Source organism: Flavobacterium sp. GW821-FHT12A05 (assembly GCF_058807735.1).
This window is the reverse complement of the sequence record NZ_JBXAQY010000003.1, coordinates 674,019-688,556: the sequence shown is the minus strand read 5'-3', so window position 1 is coordinate 688,556 and position 14,538 is coordinate 674,019. Positions and strand designations below refer to the sequence as shown.

Below are 14,538 nucleotides of genomic sequence, written 5' to 3'. Positions count from 1 at the left end.
AGAACGTGTATTTTTCATTAGATTTCACCGAAATTTGAGTAGGAACAAAACTTTGTCAAAGTTGGCAAGAACAGTTTTCTGTCAATTAAATTCCAGAGGAATGAAATATTTATAGATTATTATATATGCGATTTACAAAAGCTCCGTAGGAGCGATATATTTCTTATCTGAAAAATTATAAAATATGTCACCTCTATGGGGTTCTTATAAAATGGGTTTTCTGTTTCTATAAATATTTCGTCCCGCTGGGACGTGATGAATAAACTTATTATTGTTTCGGTTTTAATTTTTTAGTTAAAAATAGTAATACTGTAAAATATTTAAAAAGTTTACTCACTCTCCAGTATACCAAGTAAGTTTCTAATTTATCTAATAATTTCTCTAAAGTTGCAAATAGAATCACAGCAATAAAAAATTGAACAGAAATGTCATTGAAATATGAGAAATGTGGCTCAAGAATAAGACCCAAATAATAAGAAGAGAAAAATGATATCCCAAATATAATAAGTTGAATAATCGTTTTCGTGACTTCATATTTTAAAAAGATATTGAATATTCGATTTGTTACTATTATTTTTTTTTGTTGTTCTAGAAACTCTGAATATATAGAATCAAACTCTTTTTTATCTTCGTCGTTCCAAAAATTTTTAGAACTTTCAAGACCAGCAATTATTTGATCTCCACGTTTTTCAAGTTCTTCATTAGAAAGATTTTCAATTTCTTCAGCATATTTAGATAATTCATCTACAGATTTACCAAAAGCATCTAATTTTTTAGAAAGATTTTTTTCAAATTTTTTTCTTGATATTTCATTGGATTCAATTTCTTTCGAAGAAATTTCAAATAAATCTTCCTGTTTTTTGATTAATTTAATTGTGGTTAATTCCCATTGTTCTACAACAATGTTTTTGTCGTCTAAATATTTTTTCAGTGCTTTTATGGTCATTGTTATTATGATAATTTACTCTTTATTGGACTTAGAAGAATAATTGGGGTCAAATAAAATTATAGAAAACCCCAAAACAAATGGTTTACTAGAAAAGAATTTCATTTTATCAAAAATATCAATTTAAGAATCTAAATAAGCACGTATTTTTACCTATTTTATTCATTGCTATTTATTAGAATATTAAACTAAAAATTATTGACAAAAAAACCTTCAAAATAAATATTTCAAAGGCTTTCAAAAATTTTTAATTAAACCATCACTTCAAAATCACAACCTCCTCTGGAACCAAAAACAGCAACGTACATCCCGTTCTTGAAAACACAGAATGCGTACTTCCGGGAGGCATATACAAATAATCGCCTGTTTTTAATTCGTCTTTTCCGGAGCGGACTTCGCCCTCGAGAACATAGATTTCTTCCCCGGCTGGGTGAACGTGGTTGGGGTACGAAGCGCCGGGTTCAAATTTTAATAAAAAAGTGGTAGGTCTTTTGGCAATGTTATCGTAACATAAAATTTTTGCCGAAATGCCGTCTGTGTTTATGCCTTCTTCAATTAGAGGTTTCCAATTAAGTTCGCTTGATCTTGTGATTTGTTTTTCCATTTTTATTGATTTTTAATTAGTTATTGTTACTGTTTTTAGAAATGATTTGATCCAGACTCCATTTATATTCGGCAATTGTCGACAACAGAAAAGAAGCCATAGAAAAGCTAAAGACCGAATAATCCAGCGGATCTTTTAACCCAAAAGAGCAAGTCATGGCGAGTGCAAATGCAAAAGTTAGAATTGAAGCACTAATTGCGGCTAGTTTGGTTTGATAACCAATTAATAGGAGTGAGGCTAAAGCAGCTTCAAGTAGTGTGGCGATTATAGCAATGGTTGGAATAACACTTTTCGGAACAAAAGAATTTACTTTTTCGGTATAAGCTAAAAAACTTTCCCAGCCGGACGAATATTCTCCCCACAAACCTAACCGACTTAAAACGGCGGATAAAAATCCTGCTCCAAGTGCAATCCGCAAAAGCAAAACGGCATAATCCTGATATCTTTTCATAAACTATTTTATTAGTAATTATTAGAGATACAAAGATCTTGTAAGCACTTTGGCTAAAGAATAGACAATCTTAGAAAAAGCATGTAATAAAAATTTTGAGTGTTGTTTTTAACACATAGAAACATAGATTTACTTTCTTTAAAAAAGGCGTTTCACTTTTTAAAATAAACATAGCAATATCTATGTGTTTAAAGAACTTTATAAATCAACAGCTTTTTCTTTAAAGGATTTCGGAGAAGTATTGGTATGCTTTTTAAAGAAGTTCGAAAAGTAAAAAGGATCATTAAAACCCAAAGCATAAGCAACTTCTTTTACTGATAATTTTTCATAAGTAAACAATCGTTTTGCTTCAGAAATAATCAATCCGAAAATGATGTTTTGTGCTGTTTTATTGCAATGCAGTTTTGAAAGTTCGTTGAGTTTGGCTTCGGTTGAGCCAATTAAATTAGCGGTCTCTGCTACCGAAAGATTTTTGTCTAAGTTTTGTATTACGGTTTCCAGGAATTGCAGGAACAAAGCATCGGGTTTGTAGATTTCGTCACCGCGGTTGATTTTGGTTCGGTTGATTTCGATTAAAATCAATTCGATTCGGCTGTGAACCGAAATTAAATATTGATATGGTTTTTCTAGTGTTTCTTTTCGAATTTCTTCTAATTCTTTAATAACAATCTGCGGATTATCGACTTTGATCATTTCATTCATTGCAAAATGACAGAACAATCCGTTATGGAAAATGAGTTCCATGTCGTTGTCGTCTTTGCAGAAAAAAGCATAAGTAAATTCAAGAACAAATCCTGTGGCGTTTTGTATGTTTCTAAAGTAATGAATCTGCCCGGAAGTAATGGTTAAAACGCAGTTTTGGGTCAATATAAATTCATTTTCATCAACAGAAACAGTCGTTTCTCCCGAGGTGCAAAATACGAGTACATATTTTAAAACACGTCGGGGATTTTCTAAATCTGCCGCCTGATTAAATGTTTTTATATCAATCATTTGTTTTTGTTTTATTCAAAAGTAAGCATATTTTTTTGCTCAGATTATTGAATTTGAAATTTGATTCTGAAATACTGTAAAAAGTATCTTACGATTTATTTGTTGAACTGAAAAATAATAATTACATTGCTTCATAATGAAGCAATATGAAAAAATAAAAGATAAAAAAAATATTAGCATGAAAAGGATAATGATTACAGCCAGTTTGGCTTTCTTTTTAAGCAGTACATTACATGCACAGAAAGAAAATTTTATTATAGTAAAAAACAATAAAGGAGCTGATTTAGGATATGCTGCTGCATCGGGTATAAAAATACTAACGATAAACGGTAAGAGTTTTAAGGATTTAAATAAAAACGGAAAACTGGATAAATACGAAGATTGGCGTCTTTCTGCAGATGAACGGGCCAAAGATTTAGCTTCGAAAATGTCTATTGAGGAAATAGCCGGATTAATGCTTTACAGCCGTCATCAGTCTTTGCCGGCAGGAGTTTCTGGTTTTATGGCAGGAACATACAACGGAAAATCATTTCCTGAGACTAATGCAAAAGCGTATGATTTGACAGATCAGCAAAAAGCTTTTTTGAAAGATGATAATCTTCGTCATGTATTAATCACGCAGGTAGAAAGCCCGGAAACAGCCGCTTTATGGAACAATCAAATGCAGGCTTTTGTTGAGGGAATTGGTTTAGGAATTCCGGCTAATACGAGTACAGATCCGCGTCATAATGCTGCTGTAACAGCAGAGTTTAATGCGGGAGCGGGAGGTACAATCTCAATGTGGCCGGATGGTCTTGGAATGGCCGCAACTTTTGACCCTAAAATTGTAGAGCAGTTTGGACAAATTGCCGCTAAAGAATATCGCGCATTAGGAATTGCCACTGCTTTATCACCTCAAATAGACTTAGGATCGGAACCAAGATGGTATAGAATTTCTATGACTTTCGGCGAAAGCCCGGCTTTAACCCGAGATATGGGACGTGCGTATATTGATGGTTTTCAAACTTCTTACGGAAAGGATGAAATTAAGGATGGCTGGGGTTATAAAAGTGTAAATGCTATGGTAAAACATTGGCCAAGCGGTGGTGCCGAAGAAGGTGGCCGCGATGGGCATTGGGCTTATGGAAAGTTTGCGGTCTATCCGGGAAATAACTTGCAAGAGCATATTGATCCTTTTATTAATGGTGCATTTAAATTAAAAGGAAAAACAAGTAAAGCTTCGGCAGTAATGCCTTATTACACGATTACTTTTGATCAGGATAAAAAATACAATGAAAATGTTGCCAATGGATATAGCAAATACATCATTACAGATTTACTAAGAGATAAATACGGCTACGATGGGGTCGTTTGTACCGATTGGTTAATTACAGCCGATGAAGGAAAAACGCCTGATGTTTTTGCAGGAAAGCCTTGGGGTGTAGAGAATTTATCTATTGCCGACAGACATTACAAAGCGATTATCGCCGGTGTAGATCAATTTGGTGGAAACAATGATAAAAAACCGGTTTTAGAAGCCTACAATATGGGCGTAAAAGAATTTGGAGAAGAATTCATGAGAGCACGTTTCGAGAGATCGGCAGTGCGATTGCTTAAAAATATTTTTAGAGTGGGACTTTTTGAAAATCCATATTTAAATATAGAGGAAACAAAACAAATTGTAGGGAATGCTGAATTTATGAAAGCAGGATATGAAGCGCAGGTAAAATCGGTTGTTTTATTAAAAAACAAAAAGGCTGTTCTTCCTGTAAAAGAAAAAAAGACGGTTTTTATTCCTAAAATTTATACGGCTTCGACCAAAGATTGGTGGGGAATTCAGAGTCAGCCAAAACTAGATTATCCTGTAAATCTGGATCAGGTAAAGAAATATTATAATGTTACCGATGATCCTGCAAAAGCTGATTTTGCTATTGTTTTTGTTACCAGTCCACAAAGTTTAGAAGGAGGATATCATCTAAACGATCGAAAAAACGGAAGTAACGGTTATGTTCCTATTTCTCTGCAGTACGGAACTTATACAGCAACTCAGGCCAGAGATAAAAGTATTGCAGCAGGAGATCAGGTTATTGATCCCACCATTACCGACAGATCGTATAAAAACAAAACGGTTACGGCTGCCAATACAATGGATTTAAGAACAATTTTGGATACCAAAGAAATGATGAACGGAAAACCGGTTATCGTTTCGGTGACGGCTTCAAAACCAATGATTTTTAATGAATTTGAAAAACAAGTAGACGGAATTGTTTTAAATTTTGGAGTTTCTACTCAGGCCGTTTTAGATATTATTTCGGGTAAAACAGAACCATCGGGATTATTACCAGTTCAGATGCCGGCTAATATGGAAACGGTCGAGAAACAATTTGAAGATGCTCCTTTTGATATGCTTTCGCATAAAGACAGCGAAGGAAATGTTTATGATTTCGGATATGGATTAAACTGGAAAGGCACTATAAAAGATGCCAGAACAGCAGCATATAAAAAGAAATAGACAAAATAGAATGAAATAAAAAACCTAGCAGCTTTAAAACTGCTAGGTTTTTTTATGTTTAAATCGTTGTGCAGACGCACTGCTTTGCGTCTCTACAGAAAAAATTATAATACTTTTTTCCCTTTTTCAATATAGCTGATATCACCAAAGGATTCTACTGTAAATTTTCCATTTTCATAAATCACTTTACAGATAGAAGCATTTGCCATATGAGGGCGGGCTACTTCTTCTCCAGATATATTAGAAAGCATTGTACCTATCGCCATTCCGTGCCCTACCATAAATATATTGCCGCCTCCAGAAGCGGCTTCTTTTTCGGCAATCTCTTTTAGTGCGTTTTGAGTACGTGTTCTAACTTGTTCGTAATCTTCGGCCATATTGAGTTTGTCGAGTATCTTTACCACTTTTAAAGGTTCGTTTACGCCATGAATTTTTACATCGGTAAAAAGATCATCGGTGTTTTTAAAATGAAGATAAATAGCGATATCTCCCCACATTTTTGAATTTAGATCGCCTTCGTAACTTCCAAAATTAGTTTCTCTCAATCCATCCATTTCTGTAATTGGAATTTTTTTATCTCCTTTTGCTTTTAATACAATATTGGTTGTTTGAGTGGCACGTCCTAAATCGCTTGTATAGGCAGCTTTAAAATTAATGCCTTTAAGACCTTTTCCTAAATATTCTGCAACTTCAATTCCTTCAGGAGTTAAGGGTGCGTCAGACCAGCCTTGTACTCTGTCGAGTGTGTTAAGCATCGTTTTTCCGTGGCGTGCAATATAAAAGGTAACTGCTTTTTTCGCAGTCGTTTCTTTTTTAGATTTCTGCGCTGTACTAATTGAAGTTCCTCCAAAAAGAAAAACTAATAATAAGAAGATTTTATATGTTTTCATGGTGTGATAGTTTAGTTGTTAAAAATTATAATTTTGCTTTAATTCCAAATTCTACTGTAAAAGGACGGATATAAGTTCCTACCAGCGGTTTGCCATCATAAGTTTGTGCTTGTTCGATAGTTGTAGTATTGGCTCCGGAAATAGAACCCTGCGCTCCTTTTTGATTTAAGAAGTTAACCACATTTAGATTTAGATCAATTTTTTTGTTCAGCTTACGCGAAACTCCTCCAAATGTTTCCCAGCGGCTTGCAAAGAATAAGGTATTAGGATAATTCGCAGCTTCTTTGCTGAAATAACGTGCACTAAGCCATAACTTCCAGTCATTATAAGAATAACTAGGATCTAATTCTATCAGCACTTTTGAAACACTTCTTGCCGTACCGCCGCTAAAATCGTAAATCTTATTTCCTTCGGCAGGAACTTCGCTTAAATCGACTATGAAATTTTTATATTCCGGATTTTGAAGCGTCAGCAAAGCATGAAATTTAAAATTCTTGAAAGGTTTCAGTTCCATATCAGTTGTCCATCCTATGGTTTGAATATCATACGTAATGGTTTGTTTGTGTCCTCCTTGAAAAGAAGAATTGTTTTTAAAATTATTACGTTGTATGTAGGTAATTTTAGAAACCAGACTTACCAGCGGATGGTTAAAATAAGTTCCTACAGAAGCACCCGGAATTTGTGATGGCGTTACTTTTGGATCATCGGCACCAGAATAACTGCTTAAGTTTCCTGCTACTTCGGTATAAGAAAGATCAGCCAGGAAGCCTAAATTGCTAAATGTTTTATGAAGAAAACTTGCGGTGAAAGCTTTATTAAACCAATCTTTTTGAATGTTTTGTCTTCTTGACATATCAATTTGATTGTTTACAAAACCATCTGCTTTAGCGGCATCTCTACTAGATTTTGGATACCACATTCCATCGATACGCTGCCATTCTAATCTGGCTCCAAAAGAAACATCAATTTTTGGGTTTACGATCCATTTTTCTGTAGCATAAAGTGCAAGCTTGTTTTCTTTTCCGGTGTAATATTGCAAAGCGCCGTTATAACCTGAGTTTCCATAACTATCAACTCCGGCTGCGTTCTGCCAATTTCCGTTAATGTCTTTTGTCTGAGTGATAAGTTTGGCAGGATTATCAGCTACTTCCTGAACCATGTTATAAGTGGCTTGGTAGTAATTATCGATGTCATAGTAGTAATCACTTAAACCTACTAACCAATGATGGTTATTTGTTTTTTTGCTTAAATCAAATTTCCCCATAATCGTATTTTGGGTAATTTTTGGGGTGGCTAACATGGCCACTCCTTGTACATAATCTCCCTGATATACTTCGTTTGGATTATCTGCATAAACAAAACGGTTTTTATCCGTATCAATTCTTCCTAAATTGGTGTAATACGGATTGTACAATCCTGATTTTGCATTTTGAAAACGAACAATATAGTCCATTTTTAAACCATTATTTAAGGTGTTTTTTCCCATTACATCAACCACGTTTGTAGTAGATCCCATATCGCTCATTTGATCGAGCGTTTGACGTTGTCCTGTAATAGGATTTATAATAGTCGATTTTCCGGATTGTTCCAGATAAGAATCCCGGCCTATTTTAAAATCTCCAAACTGGCTGATTGTTCCATCTAAATTATAGGTATACGGACTCACTTTTGAAGTAATAGATTTAGAATCTGCGAATTTGTATTGAACAGAAATTTCGCCTTTACCGTCATTGTATTTTTTAGTAATTACACCTTTATAAATTTGTGTTTTATCAAAATAATTAGTGAAATCAGATTTAAAAGTACCGGGATCAAAATTCAGAAATACGCTGGCTGCATAATACCAGTTGTTTTTTAAAGGCCCGCTGACACTTACATCTCCTCTTAATAATCCAAAACTATTGGTATTAAAAGCCAAATTCTGTTCGTGTTTTTCTGTTCCTCTATTTGAATAAGTACTTACCGAAACTCCAACATCTCCAATAGAAATGGCTGTTTCGCCCACTGTAAGTACCTGAAATTTACTAAAGCCGGATCCTGCACGCCATACACTTGTAGGGCTTTGTCCTGACCAATTATAGACTACAGGAAGTCCGTTCTCTAATATTGTTGTGCCGCCAATACTCGCCGGCAGACCAATATTTACATTTCGGGGTCCGTTATCGTTAGAAGCGTTCAACATCACATTTTGAGCTTCCTCCTTTACTAATTTTACCACTTTTTTGTCTTTTTCAACAGGAATACTGTCTTTTTTTACCTGAGCATAACCGGTAATACCAAAAATTAAATTGGCTGCAATAATTCCATAAATCATTTTGCATCTCATCTTTTGCATTTTTTAATTATTACTATTTCTTTTAGTGTTTTTGGGAGATTTTAATATTTCAGGCCGAAATATCATTATGATTCAGAATGAAAGCAGTAGTATTTTTTCATTGTATCATTTGGAAGCAATGTAAAAATATTATTTAAATAAATTAAGTTTAATACTGTTAAAATTAACTTTTGAATAAGAAAAAGTTATAAACAAAAAAGCACCTCTAAACAAAAATGTCTAAAGGTGCTTTTCCAATTTATTTAAGTAAGATTAAGATGCTGTGTTGCTTGGATCCTTTTTACGGTATACCAGATAAAATACCTGCGGTAAAACCGTTAGGGATAAAATCATACAAGTTATTAGTCCTCCCACAATCATGATGGCTAATGGTTTTTGTACTTCAGAACCCATTCCTGTCGATAATGCTGCAGGTAATAAACCTAAAGATCCCATAAGGGCGATCATGACGATAGGACGAATTCTGCTATGGATTCCGTGTGAAATAGCATCTCTTAAATGCATTCCGGCTCGCATATTTTCCCTTATCATCCCAATGAGGACAATACTGTCAATCGCGCTGACTCCAAAGAGAATAATAAATCCAATTCCTGCCGAGATTCCGAATACAGTTCCGGTTACCCAAAGCGATAAAAATCCGCCAATAAAAGCATAAGGCATCGCACTAATCGCAACTAAAGTATCTTTAAAATTACCAAAGTTAAAATACAGCAGACATAAGATCAATACCAAAACAACCGGAACAATCATAGCCAATTGTTTTGAAGCTCTTTCTTTACTTTCAAATTCTCCTGCCCATTTCATTATATTTTCTTTAGGAAGTTTTACTTCGGCAGCTACTTTTTTCTGAGCTTTATCGATAGTACTTCCAAGGTCTCGCCCTTCAATACTAAATCCTACGGCAATATAACGGCTGTTTCCTTCGCGATAAATAAAGGTTGGACCCGTTTTGTATTCTACCGTTGCAATTTCTTTTAACGGCACTTTTTTACCATTCATAGTTGGAATAAGAATGCCTTCGATTTTTTCTTTTGAGTCACGGTATTCTTTTTCAAAACGAAGCGTGATATCAAAAATCTTTTCGTCGTCATAGAACTTCGTTGCAGCTTGTCCGCCAATCGTCATTCGGATAACGGCTTGCGCATCGGCAGTTGTAATTGCGTAACGCGCCATTTTTTCGTCATCAAGCTGAATTCTCAATTCGGGTAAACCAATGTTTTTATAGACGTTGATATCTTCAATTCCTTTTACGTCTTTAATTGAATTGGCCACTTTCGCCGCCATTTCTTCCAGTTGAAAAAGATCATTTCCGAATATCTTAATTACGAGCGGACTTTTTACTCCGGCAACATATTCTTCGACATTATCCTGAATAGGCTGGCTAAATCCAAATCCAATTCCGGGATATACATCCAGTTCTTTTTTGATTTCGGCAATCAGTTCTTCTTTACTGATGTTTCGTTTCCATTCGTCCTGATGTTTTAATTCGATGTGGAATTCGATATTAAAAAATCCTGTTGGATCTGTTCCGTCATTTGGCCTTCCGGTTTGCGTTAAAACAAATTTTACTTCTTCAAACTTCCTGATCTTGGCTTTCATTTCTTTAGTCAATCTCACCGATTCATCAAGGTTGATGCTATTTGGCAGTGTGGCTCTAACATAAATTGCACCTTCATTCAGCTTCGGAATAAATTCTGATCCGTAAAAAGCAAACTTTGTACAGCAAATAGCCAATAAAGCTAAAAATGCATATATAGTGGTTTTACGATGTTTGGTACTCCATTGAAATAGCTTATAAAGGTTTTCTCTAAAGAAACGTGAGATCATATTTTCTTTCTCGACAATATTTTTTGTCAACATTACTTTACACATTGCCGGAACGTAAGTAAGCGATAAAATCAATGATCCTAATAGCGCATAACTTAACGTAAAGGCTAGGGGAGAGAACATTTTTCCTTCTACTTTAGTGAAAGAGAAAATAGGCATTAAGGCCACAATTAAAATAATTAAGGCAAAGAAAATATACGTGGCAACACTTCCCACACTTTTCTTAATCAATCCCATTTTACTCATGCTGTTAAAGCGTTCCATGCCCACTTTATGCGCTTTCTTTTCGAGCGACACAAAGACCTGTTCGACAATAACGAGCGTTCCTTCGAGCAGTAATCCAAAATCCAATGCTCCCATCGAAATTAAATTGGCCGGTAATCCCTGAATTCTAAGCATTACAATAGCAAACAAAAACGAAAGCGGAATTACAGAAGCTACAATTAAAGAGGTTCTCCAGTTGTAAAGGAAAATAAATACGATAAGCGATACCAGTAAAATACCTTCAACAAGGTTTTTAGTAACGGTTTTTACGGTTGTATTAACCAACTCGGTACGATCGATAAACGGAATTATTTTTACATTATCCGGTAAAACTCTTTCGTTAAGTTCGGCCAGACGATCTTTAAGCCTTTTGATAACTTCTCCCGGATTTTCACCGCGTAACATTACCACAATTCCTTCTACAACATCATCCTGATCGTCTAGTCCAACTTGTCCTAATCTTGGTTTTGCCGAAATAGAAACCTCGGCTACGTGTTTTACTAATATGGGCGATGACCCTTTGGTTTCTATTAAAATATTGCCAATATCTTCGACTTTATTAATTAACCCGACACCACGCACTACATAAGCCTGATCGCCGCGCTGAATTACATCACCACCAACGTTGATATTACTTTTAGAAACGGCTTCGTAAACGTCTAAAGCCGAAAGATTGTAATTTTCTAACTGTGTTGGATTAATTTTGATTTCGAACATTTTTTCTTCACCACCAAAACTTACTACATCGGCAACTCCGGGAACGGCGATTAATTCTCTTTCGATAACCCAATCCTGAATGGCTTTGATTTCTCTAATTGGCAGATCACTTTTAATAACATATCGGAATATTTCTCCAGTTGCTCCAGACGGCGGTTCGATATCTACATCGGCACCTTCCGGAAGATCTAATCCGTTAAGGCGATTCGAAGCGTATTGCTGTGCGTAGAAATCTTCTACATCATCATCAAATAATACGGTTACAACCGATAATCCGAAAAGCGAAATCGAACGTACTTCCGCTTTTTTCGGAATGGTGTTCATTTGTTTTGAAATAGGAAGCGTGATGAATTTTTCTACTTCTTCGGCACTTCTTCCCGGCCATTGTGTAATGATTCTTGCCCTTGTGTTGGTTACATCCGGGAAAGCTTCAATAGGCGTGTGGATATAGCTTACTATACCGGCGACTAATAGTATAGCTGTCAGGAAAAAAACTATGAGAGAGTTTTTTAGCGAGAAAGCAACTAAACCTTGTACAAATTTTTTCATGTCTTGTATTGTGTTTATCCGTTTTTAGGGATAATTAGTTTTTTAATCTTTCGTGAATCAAAAGCTGGTTTTTAGTAATCACCATTTCGCCTTCGTTAACTCCTTTATCAAAATAAACCCAGTTGTTGTTTTTAATTACAGGATTAATTTCTCTGGTTTCGATCGTGCAGTCGTTTTTATAAATTAAAATATGATCGCGATTGTTGTCAAAAATGACCGCTTTTGCAGGAACTGCGGCCAGCATATCACCGCCCAGACTTTTATCAATAGTAATATCTGCTGTCATTCCTGGTTTTAGTTTCAGGTTTTTGTTTTCCATTACAATTCTGGCTTTCAAAACATGTTCATCTGCATCAAAAACTTTGGCCATCATTTTTATTTTTCCTTTAAAAATTTCTCCCGGATAAGCTGGTGTTGTAACATCTACAGGCATGTTTTCGGATACATTTTTTAAGTTACTGGTATAAACATTTACCAAAACCCAGATTTCTTTTAAGTCAGATATAGTAAAAAGCGGTTCGCTGCTATCTGTAATCTGCATTCCCGGGCTTATGTTTTTGTCTACAATATACCCTTCAGTAGGTGCTTTGATTAGAAAAACCGATCTTTCGCTGCTAGCACTGAACATCGCTAAATTTGCTCGTACATTTTCTAGAGAAGATTTTAAAACGTCGAGTTCGCTTTGTGCCTGCATTAAATCCTTTTGTGAAGCGATTCCATCTTCAAACATCGATTTAACCGATTGTAAATTACGTTGTGCCACTGCAATTTGCGATTGAAACGATTTACTTTCAGACTGCATGCTGTTTAATTCGGTACTTTTTATCTCGGCCAAAACCTGACCTTTTTTTACATAATCGCCCAGAGAAAAAGTAGTTTTGGTTATAATACCTTCAACAAGACTGTTAAACTGAACCACGTGATCGCCATTGTAAGTAATGTTTCCCGTTAGGTTTATAGATTCGCTCACAGCTCGTTTTTGAACCGGTTCGATTGTAATTTTTTCTTTTAAATTTTTATCGATGCAAAACTTTTCGTCTTTAGTCTCTTTTATTTCTTCTTTTTTGCCGCATCCGTAAGCGAGCATTAACCCAAGCATTGGGAGTAAAATAAATTTCTTCATTAGGTTTGTTTTTATTTTCAGATTATAAGTGCTGTATTCAATCAGGATTAGTTAATTTCTTCTCCTGAGATATAGCGCAGTTCTTCAAGGTTTTTATTCAGATCTTTTTTAGAATTCAGCAGGATCGATTTGTTATCTAAATAGGCATCAACAAAATCCAGATATTCGAGCATGCTGGTATTTTTCTGCATGAAGTTCTTGCGATAGGCTTCTAAAAGTTTATCCAGATCGCCTTCGTAATCAGCTTCTACACTTTCGTATAATTTTTTGGTAGCCAGTAAATCTTCATAAGATTGCAATACCTCAGATTGTATGCTGATCGTTTTTTCTTCGGTCAATAATTTTCCCTGATCTATGGCAAGCTTTGCCGCTTTTATACTTCCTTGATTTCTATTAAAAAACGGAAGATCAAGAGAGAAACCAACACCTACGAAATCATTCATTAAACTGGCACCACGGTCATAACTTACACCAAGAGTAACATCGGGAGTTCGCATGGCTTTTTCGTATTTGTATTTATTGTCGTTATATTCATTTCCGAGTTTAATGACTTTCATATCAGGTCGGTTTTCTACAGCCGAAGTCAAAAGATTTCCTAAGTTTATGTTTTCAATTTTAGAGTTCTCAGGAACAAAACCTTCATCAGTAAGTTTGATAAAGCTCGCTGCAGGCAGATTCATTAAAACTTTAAGTTCTTTCTGCAAGGCGTTATTTTCCTTTTGCAAATCGCTGATTTCTTTTAAAAACTGAAGTTCAGTAGCTTTTAGCCTGATATATTCGCCTTTGCCAACATTGCCTTGTTTTACCTGATTGCCATAAGCTTTAAGTAAGGTCTGCATGGATGAAAGCTGTTTTTTATAAATTGCTTGCTGTGCCTGAGTATATTGCAGTTCCGTTAAATTACCTCTAAATTCGATTTTTAGATTGCGTAAAAAGGTTTTGAAATATTCTTTGGCAATATCAACTCCCACTTTTTCCATGGCAATTAACTTTTTGCGTTTTCCGGCTGTTTGAATAAGCTGTTCTAATTCGGCTGTAACTTGCGAGGTTTTACCAAAATTTCCCCATAAAGGAGGAAGTTCCTGAGCCGTAGCATTGTTCCAAAGGTTGATTTCGCCAATTGTAAGCGTAGGATTAGGCCATAGTTTAGCCTGAATAACCTGTGCATCGGCAATGTCGATATTCAGTTTTTCTGAAATAATAGAAATATTCTTGTCCAGAAACAAAGCCTCGGCCTGTGTTCTGGAAAGCACAATTGTATCGTTTATTGCAGCAATTTGTGCCGCACTTTTTTGCGATACAATAACGAGTAGGGTTAAAAGTATACGTTTCAAATTAAGTAGTTTTA

General features: G+C 35.2%; 10 protein-coding genes. 1 reads left to right on the top strand and 9 read right to left on the bottom strand.

Going from position 1 to position 14,538, the window contains the following annotated elements; translation table 11 throughout:
- Positions 1 to 268: 268 nt before the first annotated feature.
- From AC1RRQ_RS09360 to AC1RRQ_RS09345, 4 genes are all read right to left on the bottom strand, one after another.
- The gene (locus AC1RRQ_RS09360) at positions 269 to 946 is read right to left on the bottom strand and encodes a hypothetical protein (RefSeq protein WP_493022757.1); all 678 of its coding nucleotides are present in this window, start codon (positions 944 to 946) and stop codon (positions 269 to 271) included.
- 259 nt (positions 947 to 1,205) lie between these two features.
- Positions 1,206 to 1,550, bottom strand: coding sequence for a dimethylsulfonioproprionate lyase family protein (locus tag AC1RRQ_RS09355; RefSeq protein WP_493022756.1), 345 nt, complete (start codon positions 1,548 to 1,550; stop codon positions 1,206 to 1,208).
- Positions 1,551 to 1,566: 16 nt separating this feature from the next.
- Positions 1,567 to 2,001, bottom strand: coding sequence for a DoxX protein (locus AC1RRQ_RS09350; RefSeq protein ID WP_493022755.1), 435 nt, complete (start codon positions 1,999 to 2,001; stop codon positions 1,567 to 1,569).
- Positions 2,002 to 2,199: 198 nt separating this feature from the next.
- Complete coding sequence (locus tag AC1RRQ_RS09345; RefSeq protein ID WP_493022754.1) at positions 2,200 to 2,994, bottom strand: helix-turn-helix domain-containing protein; 795 nt, start codon at positions 2,992 to 2,994, stop codon at positions 2,200 to 2,202.
- A 178-nt stretch (positions 2,995 to 3,172) separates the two neighbouring features.
- Here AC1RRQ_RS09345 and AC1RRQ_RS09340 point away from each other — a divergent pair, with 178 nt between their 5' ends.
- On the top strand, positions 3,173 to 5,485 hold the full coding sequence (locus AC1RRQ_RS09340) for a glycoside hydrolase family 3 protein (protein ID WP_493022753.1): 2,313 nt from the start codon (positions 3,173 to 3,175) through the stop codon (positions 5,483 to 5,485).
- 104 nt (positions 5,486 to 5,589) lie between these two features.
- Here AC1RRQ_RS09340 and AC1RRQ_RS09335 read toward each other — a convergent pair whose 3' ends face one another.
- From AC1RRQ_RS09335 to AC1RRQ_RS09315, 5 genes are all read right to left on the bottom strand, one after another.
- Positions 5,590 to 6,375, bottom strand: a complete 786-nt coding sequence (locus AC1RRQ_RS09335) for a histidine phosphatase family protein (RefSeq protein WP_493022752.1) — start codon at positions 6,373 to 6,375, stop codon at positions 5,590 to 5,592.
- Between the two features lie 25 nt (positions 6,376 to 6,400).
- Complete coding sequence (locus AC1RRQ_RS09330) at positions 6,401 to 8,701, bottom strand: TonB-dependent receptor (protein WP_493022751.1); 2,301 nt, start codon at positions 8,699 to 8,701, stop codon at positions 6,401 to 6,403.
- 261 nt (positions 8,702 to 8,962) lie between these two features.
- Positions 8,963 to 12,067 carry an efflux RND transporter permease subunit gene (locus tag AC1RRQ_RS09325; protein ID WP_493022750.1) on the bottom strand — a complete coding sequence of 1,035 codons (3,105 nt, stop codon included), beginning with the start codon at positions 12,065 to 12,067 and terminating at the stop codon, positions 8,963 to 8,965.
- 34 nt (positions 12,068 to 12,101) lie between these two features.
- Positions 12,102 to 13,190, bottom strand: a complete 1,089-nt coding sequence (locus tag AC1RRQ_RS09320) for an efflux RND transporter periplasmic adaptor subunit (protein ID WP_493022749.1) — start codon at positions 13,188 to 13,190, stop codon at positions 12,102 to 12,104.
- 47 nt (positions 13,191 to 13,237) lie between these two features.
- Positions 13,238 to 14,524, bottom strand: a complete 1,287-nt coding sequence (locus AC1RRQ_RS09315) for a TolC family protein (protein ID WP_493022748.1) — start codon at positions 14,522 to 14,524, stop codon at positions 13,238 to 13,240.
- Between the last annotated feature and the right edge of the window lie 14 nt (positions 14,525 to 14,538).